18 protein-coding genes are annotated in these 13,671 nt (G+C 69.7%); 10 read left to right on the top strand and 8 right to left on the bottom strand.

All coding sequences use genetic code 11. From position 1 onward, the window contains the following. Positions 1–52: 52 nt before the first annotated feature. The 3 genes from NQU54_RS00360 to NQU54_RS00350 all read left to right on the top strand — a co-directional run bounded on the left by NQU54_RS00360 (position 53) and on the right by NQU54_RS00350 (position 1,514). Positions 53–262 carry a helix-turn-helix domain-containing protein gene (locus NQU54_RS00360; protein ID WP_069865957.1) on the top strand — a complete coding sequence of 70 codons (210 nt, stop codon included), beginning with the start codon at positions 53–55 and terminating at the stop codon, positions 260–262. Beyond that, positions 262–837, top strand: a complete 576-nt coding sequence (locus NQU54_RS00355) for a Clp protease N-terminal domain-containing protein (RefSeq protein ID WP_257629219.1) — start codon at positions 262–264, stop codon at positions 835–837. Before NQU54_RS00360 ends, NQU54_RS00355 begins: the two co-directional genes overlap by 1 nt. Before the next feature lie 83 nt (positions 838–920). After that, positions 921–1,514, top strand: a complete 594-nt coding sequence (locus NQU54_RS00350; protein WP_257629218.1) for a GNAT family N-acetyltransferase — start codon at positions 921–923, stop codon at positions 1,512–1,514. A gap of 146 nt (positions 1,515–1,660) precedes the next feature. Here the strand turns inward: NQU54_RS00350 and NQU54_RS00345 are convergent, their stop codons facing one another. Together NQU54_RS00345 and NQU54_RS00340 are read right to left on the bottom strand one after the other, a co-directional pair. Then, the gene (locus NQU54_RS00345) at positions 1,661–2,134 is read right to left on the bottom strand and encodes a carboxymuconolactone decarboxylase family protein (RefSeq protein ID WP_257629217.1); all 474 of its coding nucleotides are present in this window, start codon (positions 2,132–2,134) and stop codon (positions 1,661–1,663) included. Between the two features lie 139 nt (positions 2,135–2,273). Then, positions 2,274–3,218 carry an amidohydrolase family protein gene (locus NQU54_RS00340; protein ID WP_257629216.1) on the bottom strand — a complete coding sequence of 315 codons (945 nt, stop codon included), beginning with the start codon at positions 3,216–3,218 and terminating at the stop codon, positions 2,274–2,276. Positions 3,219–3,277: 59 nt separating this feature from the next. Between NQU54_RS00340 and NQU54_RS00335 the strand changes: the two genes are divergently transcribed. Beyond that, entirely contained in the window at positions 3,278–3,850 is a 573-nt protein-coding gene (locus tag NQU54_RS00335) for a MarR family winged helix-turn-helix transcriptional regulator (protein ID WP_257629215.1), read from the top strand. A gap of 76 nt (positions 3,851–3,926) precedes the next feature. Here NQU54_RS00335 and NQU54_RS00330 read toward each other — a convergent pair whose 3' ends face one another. Both NQU54_RS00330 and NQU54_RS00325 read right to left on the bottom strand, forming a co-directional pair. Next, positions 3,927–4,130 (bottom strand): hypothetical protein, encoded by a 204-nt coding sequence (locus NQU54_RS00330; protein WP_069865967.1) that lies wholly within the window; start codon positions 4,128–4,130, stop codon positions 3,927–3,929. A 145-nt stretch (positions 4,131–4,275) separates the two neighbouring features. Further along, positions 4,276–4,704, bottom strand: a complete 429-nt coding sequence (locus NQU54_RS00325; RefSeq protein WP_257629214.1) for a pyridoxamine 5'-phosphate oxidase family protein — start codon at positions 4,702–4,704, stop codon at positions 4,276–4,278. Between the two features lie 82 nt (positions 4,705–4,786). Here NQU54_RS00325 and NQU54_RS00320 point away from each other — a divergent pair, with 82 nt between their 5' ends. Then, positions 4,787–5,803: an AraC family transcriptional regulator gene (locus tag NQU54_RS00320; protein WP_257629213.1), complete on the top strand. Its 1,017-nt coding sequence runs from the start codon at positions 4,787–4,789 to the stop codon at positions 5,801–5,803. 65 nt (positions 5,804–5,868) lie between these two features. Here NQU54_RS00320 and NQU54_RS00315 read toward each other — a convergent pair whose 3' ends face one another. Together NQU54_RS00315 and NQU54_RS00310 are read right to left on the bottom strand one after the other, a co-directional pair. Continuing rightward, a complete protein-coding gene (locus tag NQU54_RS00315; protein WP_257629212.1) occupies positions 5,869–7,032 on the bottom strand; it encodes a methyltransferase domain-containing protein in 1,164 nt (387 codons plus the stop codon). Positions 7,033–7,260: 228 nt separating this feature from the next. Beyond that, entirely contained in the window at positions 7,261–7,689 is a 429-nt protein-coding gene (locus NQU54_RS00310) for an ATP-binding protein (RefSeq protein ID WP_257629211.1), read from the bottom strand. Between the two features lie 165 nt (positions 7,690–7,854). Here NQU54_RS00310 and NQU54_RS00305 point away from each other — a divergent pair, with 165 nt between their 5' ends. Genes NQU54_RS00305 through NQU54_RS00290 form a run of 4 tightly spaced genes read left to right on the top strand, consistent with a single transcriptional unit; the run spans position 7,855 to position 10,563 of the window. Beyond that, on the top strand, positions 7,855–8,703 hold the full coding sequence (locus NQU54_RS00305) for a Scr1 family TA system antitoxin-like transcriptional regulator (RefSeq protein ID WP_257629210.1): 849 nt from the start codon (positions 7,855–7,857) through the stop codon (positions 8,701–8,703). A gap of 10 nt (positions 8,704–8,713) precedes the next feature. Further along, positions 8,714–8,917, top strand: coding sequence for a DUF397 domain-containing protein (locus NQU54_RS00300; RefSeq protein WP_257629209.1), 204 nt, complete (start codon positions 8,714–8,716; stop codon positions 8,915–8,917). A gap of 15 nt (positions 8,918–8,932) precedes the next feature. Beyond that, complete coding sequence (recO, locus tag NQU54_RS00295) at positions 8,933–9,682, top strand: DNA repair protein RecO (RefSeq protein ID WP_069865982.1); 750 nt, start codon at positions 8,933–8,935, stop codon at positions 9,680–9,682. Positions 9,683–9,726: 44 nt separating this feature from the next. Continuing rightward, entirely contained in the window at positions 9,727–10,563 is an 837-nt protein-coding gene (locus NQU54_RS00290; protein ID WP_079260454.1) for an isoprenyl transferase, read from the top strand. Positions 10,564–10,772: 209 nt separating this feature from the next. Here the strand turns inward: NQU54_RS00290 and NQU54_RS00285 are convergent, their stop codons facing one another. After that, positions 10,773–11,723: an NAD-dependent epimerase/dehydratase family protein gene (locus tag NQU54_RS00285; protein ID WP_257629208.1), complete on the bottom strand. Its 951-nt coding sequence runs from the start codon at positions 11,721–11,723 to the stop codon at positions 10,773–10,775. 510 nt (positions 11,724–12,233) lie between these two features. Here NQU54_RS00285 and NQU54_RS00280 point away from each other — a divergent pair. Beyond that, entirely contained in the window at positions 12,234–12,404 is a 171-nt protein-coding gene (locus tag NQU54_RS00280; RefSeq protein ID WP_200764506.1) for a hypothetical protein, read from the top strand. Between the two features lie 60 nt (positions 12,405–12,464). Here the strand turns inward: NQU54_RS00280 and NQU54_RS00275 are convergent, their stop codons facing one another. Continuing rightward, a complete protein-coding gene (locus tag NQU54_RS00275) occupies positions 12,465–13,637 on the bottom strand; it encodes an epoxide hydrolase family protein (RefSeq protein WP_257629207.1) in 1,173 nt (390 codons plus the stop codon). Positions 13,638–13,671: the final 34 nt, after the last annotated feature.

Raw genomic sequence — 13,671 nt, 5'->3', positions numbered from 1 at the left:
GATTCGTCAACCCATGTTGACGGCGAGCGGAGTGTCAACCTACATTGACGGTATGACCGAAGCAACGGATCTCGCCGAGCGCGCGGGCGACCGGGACCCCCGGATCGGACTGCGCGCCGTCGCCGCGCTGCGCCGGCTGCTGGAGCAGCTGGAGGCCGTCCAGGTGCGCAGCGCCCGCGCACAGGGCTGGTCATGGCAGGAGATCGCCGCCGAACTGGGCGTCAGCAGGCAGGCGGTCCACAAGAAGCACGGGAGGCGTTGATGTTCGAGAGGTTCACCACCAGCGCTCGCGAGGTGGTGCGCGGCGCCGTCCAGCACGCGGTGGACACCCGCGCCGAGGCGGTCGGCGAGGCCGAGCTGCTGCTCGCGCTCCTGGACCGTACCGGCAGCCCCGCCGCCGAGGTCCTCACCGCCCTCGGTGCGCACGGCCGCCGCGCCTCGATCGAGCGGTCCCTGGCCGAGGTCCGCAGGCGCGGCGGCATCACCGGTGCCGACGCGGAGGCGCTGGCCGGGCTCGGCATCGATGTGGACGAGATCGTCGCCCGCGTGGAGGAGGCCCATGGCGTGGGCGCGCTCGCGGCCGCCGGTTCCACCCCCGCCCGCGCTCCCCGGCGCGGCAGGCGTCTCGCACGCCGCCCGTTCTCCCGCGAGGCCAGGTCGGTGCTGGAGCGCTCGCTGCGGATGGCCGTCGCCCGTGGCGACAGGCACATCGGCGATGAGCATCTGCTGCTCTCCCTCACCGCCCGCCCCGGTGTCGCCGCGCATGTCCTGGCCGACCACGATGTGACGTACATTCAGGTCGAACGTGCCCTCACCACCCGTGCCACGAAGGGCTGATACCGGATCCCGCCTCGTCCCACCTCGCGCGACGACTCGCAATTCGGTTGCCGCCGCGCCGGGTCGGGACGCATCCTGACCCGATGTTGATCCGACGAGAGACCCGCTCCGACATCGACGCCATTCGGGCCGTCACCTCGGCCGCGTTCGCCAAGTCGGACACCGTGAGTACCCCGAACCCCCCGGATCCGCCGAACTCTCCGAACACCCCGGCAACCCGGCACGCCTCGAACACCACCGTCCCGGTCGAGGCCACTCTGCTGGACGAACTCCGCGTCAGCGACGGCTGGTTGCCCGCGCTGTCGTTCGTCGCCACCGGCGACCGGGGCGAGGTGATCGGGCATGTGGTGTGCACCCGTGGCCATGTCGGCTCCGATCTGGCCCTCGCCCTCGGTCTCGGCCCGCTCAGCGTGCACCCCGCCCATCAGCGCCGCGGCGTCGGCCTCGCGCTCGTCCACGCGGTGCTCGGCGCCGCGGACGCCTTCGGCGAATCGCTGGTCGCCCTGCTGGGCAGCCCCGCCTACTACGGCCGGTTCGGCTTCCGCCCGTCGACCGAGTACGGCATCACGGCCCCGGACCCGGCCTGGGGCGACTACTTCCAGGTCCGGACCCTGACCGCCTACCAGCCGAGCCTCAAGGGGCCCTTCACCTACGCCGAGCCGTTCGACCGCGTCTGAGCGCGGGCCGAGCCGTACTCGAACAGCCGGGGCACGGCCCGGACTCGCACCGGAACCCCTTGATCTGAATTTTCGCCAGCGCCTCGCGGGCCCGTCCGCGGGCCTGTCCGCGGGCCCACCCGGACGGCACCACGAGGCCGCCCGTCTCAGCCGAACTGGCCGGGCTGGTAGTCGCCGGCGGGCTGCTGGACGATGACGTTCAGGCGGTTGTAGGTGTTGATGATGGCGATGATGGCCACCAGGGCGGCGAGCTGCTCCTCGTCGTAGTACTTGGCGGCGTTCGCCCACGCCTCGTCCGAGACGCCACCGGCCGCGTCGGCGATGCGGGTGCCCTGCTCCGCCAGCTCCAGGGCGGCGCGCTCGGCGTCGGTGAACACCGTGGCCTCCCGCCACGCCGCGACGAGGTTGAGGCGGGTCGCGGTCTCCCCGGCCTTCGCGGCGTCCTTGGTGTGCATGTCGGTGCAGAAGCCGCAGCCGTTGATCTGGCTGGCCCGGAGCTTCACCAGCTCCTGGGTCGCGGCCGGGAGTGCCGAGCCCGTGACCGCCTTGCCCGCGGAGTTGATGTGCTTCAGGAAGGTGCCGAGGAGCGGGTTGCCGAAGAGGTTCAAGCGAGCGTTCATGATGAGCTCTCCTATGCGGTTGCCGTGCTTACACCTCCCTGACGGAGCGGCTCAGGGGTATGTGACAGGACCGGATGTGACCTGCGTCTCGCCGGGTCGGGACGGCGCTGGACGGTCAGCGGGCGCGGGAAGTGGACGGTCAGCGGGCGAGCCGCGGGAAGAGCGCCTCGGCGCTGCCGCGGTCGATCGCCTCGGCCTGGCCGGGGGCGTAGTCGGGGTAGGTCTCCAGGTAGTGGTTGTAGTAGGTCCCGGCGTCCTGAGGCGCGAAGGGCCAGTCGCTGCCGTAGAGGACGTGACCGGGCTCGGCGAAGGCCAGCAGGGCGGGCAGCGCGCTGGGGCTCGCGGACAGGGCGGTGTCGAAGTAGAACCGCTTCAGGTCGCGCAGGATGTCCTCGGCCTCGCGCTCGCGGTCGACGACGGTGGAGGTCAGGCCGGTGAAGCGGTACGCGGCGTAGGGCAGGAAGCCGCCGCCGTGGGAGAGGATCACGCGCATGTTCGGGTAGCGACTCATGACACCGCTGAGCACCAGGTCGAGGGCGGTGCGGGTGGTGTCGAAGACGTAGTCGGCGAGCGGGGCGGGGGTGCCGGGCAGAAGCGGCATCGGCGGCTGGGCGGGGTGGACGAAGACATGGGCACCGCGGCGGTCGACCTCGGCCCACAGCGGTTCGAAGTCGGGGTCGCCGAGGTAGCGGCCGTGGGCGTTGGACATCAGGACGATGCCGTCGGCGCCCAGGGTGTCCAGCGCGTGCTCGGTCTCGGCGAGGGCGGCGTCGAGGTCGGGCAACGGGACGCTGGCGAAGTGGCCGAAGCGGCCGGGGTGGTCCTTGACGACCTCGGCGCCGTACTCGTTGACGGCGCGGGCGAGGTCGCGCGCCTGTGCGTCGCTGCCCAAGTGGACGCCGGGGGCGGTGACCGACAGCACGCCGGTGGCGATGCCCTGCTGGTCCATCATCGCGATGGCGCCGGTCGGGCTCCAGTCCGGGATGGGCCAGCCGCCGGAGTCGAGGCCGTGCTCGGCGAGGGTCTCGGCCCAGACGGGCGGGACGATGTGCTGGTGGACGTCGATACGGGCGGGAAAGGGCATATTGCTTAGCCTCCTACCACTTAGCTTGCTAACTAAAATTCCTTAGTAAGCTAACAACCATGCGGGAGACGGGCAAGCCAGAAGCGGGTAAGCCGGGGGCGGGCACCCCGGAAGCGGGCACTTCGGAGATGGGCGGATCAGAGGCCGGCTCCGCCGTCGAGGCGGGCGTGGAGGACCTGGCTCAGGCCGCCGACCGGCTCTTCTACGCCATGCGGCGCTCACGGGCCGCCACCGTGGGCCAGTCCGGGGTCGGCCTGTCCATGTCGCAGCTTGCCCTGCTCGATCCCCTGGCGCGGGATGCCGAGGGGGACGGTCTGCCGGTCGGCCGTCTCGCGGCCGCCGCCGAGGTCAGCGTGCCCACCGCGACCCGTATGCTCCAGCAGCTGGAGGCCAAGGGTGTGATCACTCGGCGTCGCTCTCCGCAGGACGAGCGTCAGGTCCTCGTCCGTCTCACCGAAGAAGGCGCCGAACGCCTCACGGCGATGCGGACGGAGCTACGGGCGCGCCAGTACGGGGCGCTGTCGCAGTTCACCCCGCAGGAGCGCCGCACGCTCGCGGCGCAACTGCACCGGCTGACCGGCATGATCAGCGCGACCATACCGGGGGCGCCGGGGACGCCGGGCGCCCCGTAACGGCTGGGCGGCTGACTCCCGGAAGCGGTCCCGGAGTGGTCCCGGAACTGCTCCCGGAACTGGTCCCGGGACGCGCCTAGTCCCGGAACGAACCGTCCGACCTGCGGGCGTGCCTCGACAGCAGGTGCTTGCACTGCGGGCAGTGCCGCCTGAACCCCTTCTTGATCAGATAGCTGATGCCGATCGTCACCACATGCATCAGCCCCACCGCCGCGTTCTGGAGCAGCCGCCCCAGCCACGACCTCGTACACGTCTCACAGTCCCGGCAACCGGCCGCCATGGCGTAATCCCCCCAACTCGTCGCTGACCTGCCCCGCATCACCAGTGTGCGTAACGAAGAAGGCCGCCGAGGCGCCAACTGCCGTCCCCCCGCCGGGTTGTGACCGGCCCAGATCGCGTCCGGCACGCGGCTGTGACAGACCGGATCAATATGTGTAGCGACTCACGCTCTCCGGGTGGATGACGAGACGGACCTGGTCCTCGGCCAGGATCCCGGCGAGGTCGTCGGCGCGGGTCGGGTCGTCGAGGTCCCAGTAGCGAGCGGCCAGCCGGGTGCACAGGTCGTGTGCTCCGCCGGGTTCCACCGTGGTGCGGCCGGCGACCGACACCCAGCGCTCGCGTTCACCCACGGGCGCGGCGACGACGATCGAGGCGCGCGGGTCGCGGCGCAGGCGCCGCACCTTGAGCGAGTCCGGGGCCGTGAACAGCTGGATCGTGCCCTCGTCGGTGGCCTCGAACCACACCGGCCGGGGCTGTGGCGGGAGCGGCCCCCCGGCCACGGACAGGAACCCGTGCAGGGGCCGTCGGAGGAACTCGAGGTCCTGGGGGGTCAGTGAACTGGTGTCGTTGCTCATGACGCCGATTGAACACGGCCGACTCGGACGAACCCATGGGTGAGAAGCCGGATCGCCTGTCCGTTCGTCTAGGCTCACTGAGATGGACGCGTTCAGTGACCTGATCCGAGGGGTGCGAGCGCACGGCTCGTTGTTCGGCGCCTCGACCCTGTCCCCGCCCTGGGCACTGCACTTCGTGGACGGCGCGCCGCTGACCCTGTGCACCGTCCTCAGCGGGGCGGGCTGGATCGTGCCGGAGCACCGTCCGCCCGAGCCACTTCGCGCCCGCGAGACGATCGTCGTACGCGGCCCGGCGACATTCACCTTCGTCGACGAGGTCGGCACCCGGGCCGAACCGATCGCGTGCGGCGAGCACTGTGCGACGCCCGAGCAGGGCGGGACCCGCCATCGCCGAGGTTGGAACGACCCCGGCGAGGACGACTGCGGCGAGGACGACTGCGGTGGAGACGCCGGAGACGCCGGATACGCGGGGGATGCCGGTGACGGCCGCGGTGCGACGACCCTGATCGTCGGCGCCTATCCCGTACGCGGCGAGATCAGCCGCCGGCTGCTGGACGCGCTGCCCGTCGTGCTGCGCGTGGAGGGCGGGGGCACGGCCGACGCCGTGCTGGACCACCTCGCCGCCGAGGTGTCCGTCGACACGCCCGGCCAGCAGGTCGTACTCGACCGGCTGCTGGACTGGATGCTGGTCTGCACGCTGCGCGAGTGGTTCGACCGGCCCGGCGGCGAGCCCCCGGCCTGGTGGGCCGCCCAGCGGGACCCGGTGGTGGGCGACGCGCTGCGCCTGCTGCACGCCGAACCGGCGGCGCCGTGGACGGTCGCCGCGCTGGCCGACCATACGGGGGTGTCGCGTTCGACGCTGGCCAAGCGGTTCGCCGATCTGGTGGGCGAACCACCGCTGACCTATCTCACCCGCTGGCGCATGACGCTCGCGGCGGACCTCCTGGTCGAGCGACAGGCCGCAACCGTCGCGGACATCGCCCGCACCGTGGGCTACTCCGACCCGTTCGGCTTCAGCGCGGCGTTCAAAAGGGTCCGAGGCATCAACCCGAGCGAGTTCCGCCGCACCGCGACCACCCTGACCAGCCTGCGGAACTGACCCGAATCCGACCTGCGGGACGAGGGCGTCCGACGGGCTGGACGCGGCACCTACGCCCCCGTCCGTCACGCTGGGATCGCGTTGCCCTCCCCCTGGACGTCAGCGGGGACGACGTTGTCCGGACGGTCGAGCCACACCCGCTGACCTGCGGAGGCAACGGTGAGGCCGAACCTCGTGCGCGTCGGCCGCCCGGCCCGCGTCCACCAGGCGTGTGCCGCCTCCAGCTCGTTCCAGAGAAGCCGTGGGCCTCGCTGCCACACCTCGTAGTTGGTGGCGTCCGGCTCGTAGTCGACGGACGCCCATGAGCCGGAGGCCGAGTCGGCCAGCCAGAGAGTCCACTCACCGTCGGGCCCTGGGCCTACCGCCGACCGGCAGCCCGGGACCAGGACTCCGGCCGCGAACCATGCGTCGTCGTCGCCGAGGAAGCCCGGATCGAGTCGAGTCCGGGAGCCGTCGGCCTCCCCATGGACGACGGCCATAACGTCCCGCCCGGGTGCCTGCGCCCGCAGCCACATGAACGCGCTGTCGCCGACGACCGGGCCGGATGCCACGGGCCCGTCGGGGCCGTCCTCGACGGTGAGCCGCAGCAGCACGCCATTGCGCAGCGCCGTGCCCCAGGGGATGACGATGAGCCCCCCGGGCGCGGTCTGCTCGATCCATGCGCGCGGCACGTCGTGTACGGCGCAGGTGGCGATGGTCCGGTCGTACGGCGCGCCCGGGGGCCATCCGTCGACACCGTCCGCGGTGAGCACGGTAGGTCGGTAGCCCGCGGACCTCAGTGCGGCGCGCGCCCTGTCGGCGAGGGCGGGATCGACCTCGACGGTGGTCACCCGCTCGCTGCCGAGTTTGGCGGACAGGAGAGCGGCGTTGTATCCGGTGCCCGCGCCGATCTCGAGGACGCGCTGCCCGTCATGGACGTCGAGCGCCTGGAGCATGGTGGCGACGACACTCGGCATGCTCGCTGAGCTGGACGGGGTACGCACCACCGCGGCGCCGGGCCGATCCTCGACCTGGATGACCAGAGCCTCGTCACTGTAGGCCAGCTTCCGCCAACGGTCCGGCTCCGTGGCGCGGTCGACGGGCTCGTACCCGTCCGCGACGCGGACCCAGATGCGATCGGGGAGGAACCCCGCACGATCGACGCGAGTGAAGGCGCCGAGCCACGCGGCCGGGAGGTGGCCGCCGTCCGAGACCCGCTGGGCGAGGTCGGCCATACCGCCGGGGGTCATCGCTTCGGCGACTCCGGCCGCTTCGGATCGGGCGGCGGGATGGGCTTGTCGGGCCTGTGCCCGTCGCTCTCGGCCGGGTCCGGCTTGCCTCCATGCTTCCCCATCTGACTTCCTCCTCGTCGATTGATACGTCTCATGGTGACGGGCGGTCAGGGCGCATGGCAGGGGCGTGCGGATGCGTTCAGCGAGTGGGCGCCTTCACGGTGGCTGACAGCGGCGTGGCTCCCGTCATTCGGTGAGGGGTTCGCGCAGCTCGAACCAGATGTGTTTGCCGGTGGGGCGCAGCCCGTTCTCCCAGGTGACGCCCCATGCGTAGGCCAACTCCTGCATCAGGAACAGGCCGCGTCCGCCCTCTTCGTCGGGCGCCGCGTCGCGGGGGTACGGGTGGCGTTCCGGGGAGCCGTCGCGTACGGCGATCGTCGCGATGCGGTCGCGGACGAGGGTGTCGATGTGGATCAGCTGGGTGTCGGTGTGCTGATTGACGTTCGTCACGGCCTCGGAGACCAGGAGTTTCGCCGTGTCCGCGAGGTCGTGCAGGTCGTTGGCCTGGAGGAGGGCGGCGATGGCGTCCCGGCAGACCCTCGGGCTCTTGGGGGAGTTGGGGGCGCTGAGTCGGTAGGCGTATGGGGGTTCGGCGACTTCGGCGACTTTGGGCATGTTGGTGCTCCCAACGCGGTGCGTGATTGGTTCGATGCGCTGCGCTAGCAGGACCATAGAGCATTCGCTAGCACTCGTGCTATCGCTCAATAGAATTGGTGCTCTGTTTCGATGTGTGGGAATGTCTTACGCAACACTGTGTTGCGGGAGCGAAGGGGAGGGCGCATGCCGAGGACGGCCCCGACTGCGCGGCAGCGACGTCTCGGCGCGGAGCTGCGCAAGTTGCGCGAGCACGCCGGGATGAACGTGGCGCAAGCCGCCCAGCAACTGGGAGTGGATCGGACCCGGATCAGCAACACGGAGGCTGGTCGGTTCGGGGTGAGTGACGAACGCGTAAGGGCTCTCGCCGAGATCTATGCATGCGGCGATCAGGCGTACGTCGACGCTCTTGTGGCCATGGCGACGGAACGCGTCAAAGGCTGGTGGGAGGAATACCGTGGAAAGCTCTCCGCCAGTGCCCTGGACCTCGCCGAGCTGGAACACCACGCTGCGAGCCTGCGCCTGGTGCAGATCATGCACATCCCCGGGCTGTTGCAGACGGAAGACTACGCACGGGCGGTGTTCTCCACGGCTGAGCCGGAGCCGACGCCAGCGCAATTGCGTTGCAGGCTGTCCCATCGCCTGAGGCGCCGGGATGTGCTGGACCGCGAAGATCCGCCGCAGTGCACCTTCCTTATCCACGAGGCCGCGTTGAGACTCCAGTTCGGCGGTACCAAGGTGGCGCTGAGGCAACTGGAGTACGTTGTGGAAGCATCGGAGCGGGACAACGTGACCGTACGAGTGGTCCCCTTCTCCGCTGGCGGATTCCCGAACGCGGGGACTTCCACAACGTACGTCACGGGGCCGGTGCCACAGTTGGATACGGTGCAGCTCGACTCGCCGAACGGCAGCGCCCTCCTGGACGCGGAAACGTACCTGGCCAACTACGCGAGAGTTCTCGACCGGACCGAGGCGATGGCCCTGTCTCCCGACGAGACCCGTGACTTCGTTCACGACATCGCCCATCAACTGTGAAGGCATGGAGATGTCCGAAATACAGTGGCAGAAGTCCTCGTACTCGGCCGACGCCGAGGGCAACGCTTGCGTGGAGCTGGCCCACGCCCCCAGCGCCGCGATCCTCCTCCGCGAGAGCGACGAACCCCAGACCGTGATCGCCACCACCCCCGCCGCCCTCCGGGCGCTCACCCGGGCCGCCAAGGCAGGGCGGTTCGATCAGCTGTCCCGCTAGGGGACAATGGGCGCCATGAGTCTGTTCCGCGACGACGGCATCGTGCTGCGCACCCAGAAGCTGGGCGAGGCGGACCGGATCATCACCCTGCTCACCCGCAACAACGGCCGCGTCCGCGCCGTCGCGCGGGGCGTGCGGCGGACGAAGTCGAAGTTCGGGGCGCGGCTCGAACCGTTCAGCCACGTTGACGTGCAGTTCTTCTCGCGCGGGGGCGGCGAGCTGATCGGGCGCGGGCTGCCGCTCTGCACGCAGAGTGAGACCATCGCTCCATACGGCAGCGCCATCGTCACCGACTACGCCCGCTACACCGCCGGTACGGCGATGCTGGAGACGGCCGAGCGGTTCACCGACCATGAGGGCGAGCCCGCCGTACAGCAGTATCTGCTGCTCGTCGGCGCGCTGCGCACCCTCGCCGCCGGGGATCACGAGCCGCATCTCGTGCTGGACGCGTTTCTGCTCCGTTCCCTCGCCGTGAACGGCTACGCACCGAGTTTCGACAACTGCGCCAAGTGCGGGATGCCCGGTCCGAACCGGTTCTTCTCGGTCGGCGCGGGCGGGGTCATCTGCGGAGAGTGCCGGGTGCCCGGAAGCGTCGTACCCTCGGCGGAGTCGCTGACGCTGCTGGGCGCGCTGCTGACGGGCGACTGGGAGACGGCGGACGCGTGTGAGCTGCGCCATGCCCGGGAGGGCAGCGGCCTCGTGGCGGCGTATTTGCACTGGCACCTGGAGCGGGGACTTCGGTCGCTGCGGTACGTAGAGAAGTAGCAGTAGCAGCACAGAGAGCAAGGGCTGAGGGAGACATGGCAGGCATCGCAGGACGCGGGTTTCTGGGCCGACAGCGGCGCGAGTACCAGACCCCGGAACCGCATCCGTCCGGCGCCCGGCCGCCGAAGATCCCCGGCGAGCTGGTGCCGCGGCATGTGGCCGTGGTGATGGACGGCAACGGCCGCTGGGCCAAGGACCGCGGGCTGCCGCGCACCGAGGGGCACAAGGTCGGCGAGGGCGTTGTGATGGACGTGCTCAAGGGCTGTATCGAGATGGGCGTCAAGAACCTCTCCCTCTACGCCTTCTCGACCGAAAACTGGAAGCGCTCGCCCGACGAGGTGCGCTTCCTGATGAACTTCAACCGCGATGTCATCCGCCGCCGCCGCGACGAGATGGACGCGATGGGCGTGCGGATCCGCTGGGCGGGCCGGATGCCGAAGCTGTGGAAGTCGGTGGCGCAGGAGCTCCAGGTCGCCCAGGAGCAGACCAAGGACAACGACGCCATGACGATGTACTTCTGCATGAACTACGGCGGCCGGGCGGAGATCGCGGACGCGGCGAAGGCGCTGGCGGAGGACGTCCGGGCGGGCCGGCTCGATCCGTCGAAGGTGAACGAGAAGACGTTCGCGAAGTACCTCTACTACCCGGACATGCCGGATGTGGATCTCTTCCTGCGCCCGTCGGGCGAGCAGCGCACGTCCAACTACCTGATCTGGCAGAGCGCGTACGCCGAGATGGTGTACCAGGACGTGCTGTGGCCGGACTTCGACCGCCGCGACCTGTGGCGGGCGTGTCTGGAGTTCGCGTCCCGGGACCGCCGCTTCGGCGGGGCGATCCCCAACGAGGAGCAGCTGAAGAAGGACAACTCCCCGTCGGCGTGAGCGCGTAAGCGCGTAAACGCAGGGGCGGGTGGGCGCGCGGGGCGGCGCCGGGTGGCGCCGCCCCGTGGCCCGGTCGCCCCTACTCCGCTGCCACGATGCGCTCCACCGCGGCCGCCACCAACTGCTCACGCACCTCGTCCGCCGTTGACGTCGGCAGCGGGGCGGGCGAGGCGCTCGGGCCGGGCGCTCAGCGTTCATTGCCCGCACGCTCAGCGCTCGTTGCCCGCGCGCAGCCAGGCGATGTACTCGGCGACCGCGCGCTCGGTGTCGTAGGCGGGCCGGTAGCCGGTGTCCTGCTGGATGCGGGTGATGTCGAGGTAGTTCCGCGGGGTGGTGGTCCCGCCGGTGGGGAGGTCGATCCGGGCGTCGGGGACGACCTTCTTGATGGCGGCGATGATCTCGGCGTTGCTCGTCGCGCGGCCGGAGGCGACGTTGTAGGTGCGGTGGTTGAGGTGGTCCGTGAGCTGGAGGAGCGCGATGGCCCGGCCCGCGTCCTTCGCGTAGCACAGGTCGAGCGCGTCCTCCGCGTGCGCGGGCGCCGGGAGGGCGGAGAGGTCCGGCTCGGTTCCGCGCGCGGCGGCGTGGACGAGCTCGGGGGCGGCGAAGAACAGCGCACCGTGGGGCTCGCGCGGTCCCCAGATGCCGGAGATGCGGTAGTTGACGACCTCGATGCCGGTGGCGTCGGCCAGGTGGCCGTTGAGCAGCTCGCCGATCTTCTTGAAGGTCGGGATGAGGTGCCCCGAACTCATCGACAAGGGCGTGTCCTCGGTGAACGGCCCCTCGGCGCCGGAGCCGCCGTAGACGCCGATCGTGCTCGCGATGCCCACGCGCTTCACACCCCAGTCCTGCGCGGCCTGGTACACGTTGAGCAGGCCGCCGATCGCCTTACGGGTCGCCTCGACGGGGCGCTCGGGGTCCGGCGGCCAGGGCATGGACCCGGCGAGGTGCACAATGCCGGTGATCTTGTGGCGCGCGCCGATGTCGAGCAACCCGTCCAGATCGGTGACATCGGCCCGCTCCACCGCGACCGGCGCGCTGAAACGGCCGTCCGGCACCTCGGCGGGGCGCCGCTGCACCAGCACACACTCCTCGCCCGCGTCCAGCAGGGCCTGCACGGTGTGGGAGCCGATGAAGCCCAGCCCTCCGGTAACCAAAATCATCTCAGCACTCTCCTCGCGTCCAACCAAAGCGGATCCTTGTTCCGGTTAATATACGGAACGGCGTTCCGCTTTGTCAACGGCCGTCGGGGGAGGGGAGCGTGGTGCCCCGGATTGGGCACTCTTTACTTGCTGTATGGCCCACATTGATCGGCGCATGATCAAGGCAGCCGTAGCCTGAGAGCTTTGTACGGGGAACGCTCAGTGGGGGAGGTGTCGCATGGGCAGCGACGGCAGCGGCGGGCACGGCGGCGTGCCGCGAGTAGGCACAGCGTTCATCGAGGACAAGTTCCCCGGAGGGAAATGATGGCGGCAGTCGAGCATCCGCCCAGGCATCTACAAGCGGCTGAAAGCGATGTACTGCATAAGCTCCTTTCCGTGCAATTCCCGGGAGCTGAGCAGTTGAGGCAGCAGCTCCCGCAAACGCGTGTCGTCGGTCGCTGGGGGAGTGATTCGCCCAGCGTGGACCTCGAAGTGGTGGAGCCCTTTTCGCGAGCGGAGATCTCTGATGGAGTGATCCCCGCTACTGGCGCGGTGAAGGACTCCTCCGGAGAGTTGATCGGCGAACTGCTGCTGTGGGTGAGCGAGGGGAGCCTGTCGGCTCTGGAGTACTCCTGGTACACCGACGAGGCTCCAGTGGTGCTGCCTGACCCGCATGATGTGACCGTCGCTGTGCGGCACTGATGCGGCTCTTCACGGTTGAGGGCGTGGTCGGGGGCGTTGGTGGATAGGTCCCGGTCGCGTTCACCGATTGGCGGCCAGCACTGCCGCGAGGCCCTCTTGTAGGTCTTTGACGAAGTACTCGGGAACCTCCAGCGACGGGAAATGTCCTCCGGCTTCGGGTGACCTCCATCGGACGATCTGTCGGTACCGCTCCTGTGCCCAGGGGCGCGGACACTTCTCGATGTCGCGGGGATACATGCTGATTGCCGACGGGGCGTCGACCCGAAGTTCGGGGTCCAGCGAGTTATGGCTTTCGTAGTAAATGCGGGCCGCCGATGCGCCGGTCCGCGTCAGCCAATACAGGGTGACGTTGTCGAGAACGCTGTCTCTGGAAATCGTCTCGAACGGGCTGTCTTCGGTGTCCGACCACTCCGCGAACTTGTCGAGGATCCAGGCGAGAAGCCCGACCGGTGAGTCGACGAGCGAGTAGCCGATGGTCTGCGGTCGGGTCGCCTGCTGCTTCGCGTACGCCGCGCGGTGGCGCCAGAAATCGCGGGTTTGCTCGGTCCATATGCGCTCGGCCGCCGTCAGCCCGTCCGTTGTCAACCCGGGCGGGGCCTCCGCGAACGTGGTGTGGATGCCGAGAACGTGTGCCGGGAACCTGCCGCCGAGGACCGTGGTGATATTGCCTCCCCAGTCGCCGCCGTGGGCTGCGAACTTGCCGTAGCCGAGCCTTCCCATCAGTTCCACCCATGCGGCCGCGATCTTTTCGGTGCCCCACCCGGTGGTGGCCGGTTTGTCGCTGTATCCGAAGCCTGGTAGCGACGGGACCACGACGTGGAATGCCGGCGCGTCCGCGTCTTTCGGATCCGCCAGCTCGTCCACTACATCGATGAATTCGGCGATGCTGCCCGGCCAGCCGTGCGTCAAGATCAGAGGAGTGGCATCCGCGCGCGCGGATCGGCGGTGCAGGAAGTGGATTCCCAGATCGTCAATGGTCGTGCGGAACTGGCCGATCCGGTTAAGGCGCTCTTCGAACGACCGCCAGTTGTACCCGGTGCGCCAGTAGTTCACGACATCGACGAGGTCGGCGAGCGGAACGCCCTGTTCCCATCGGCGAGGGTCGGGCGCGGCGCGATGGACCGTCTCGGCCTCCGGTAGCCGCGCCGCGGCCAGTCGCGCGCGCAGATCGTCGAGGTCGGCGTCGGTCGCGCGGGCTTCACATGCTTGTACGTCGCTGGTGAGGCGGGGCATGGGACCTCCTGGCCATCGTGGAACCGGCTACGGT

Origin of the sequence: Streptomyces malaysiensis subsp. samsunensis (assembly GCF_024519315.1) — a bacterium.
Lineage (GTDB): Bacteria > Actinomycetota > Actinomycetes > Streptomycetales > Streptomycetaceae > Streptomyces > Streptomyces malaysiensis.
The sequence above is the reverse complement of the archived record's forward strand: the minus strand, read 5'-3'. Positions and strand labels throughout refer to the sequence as shown.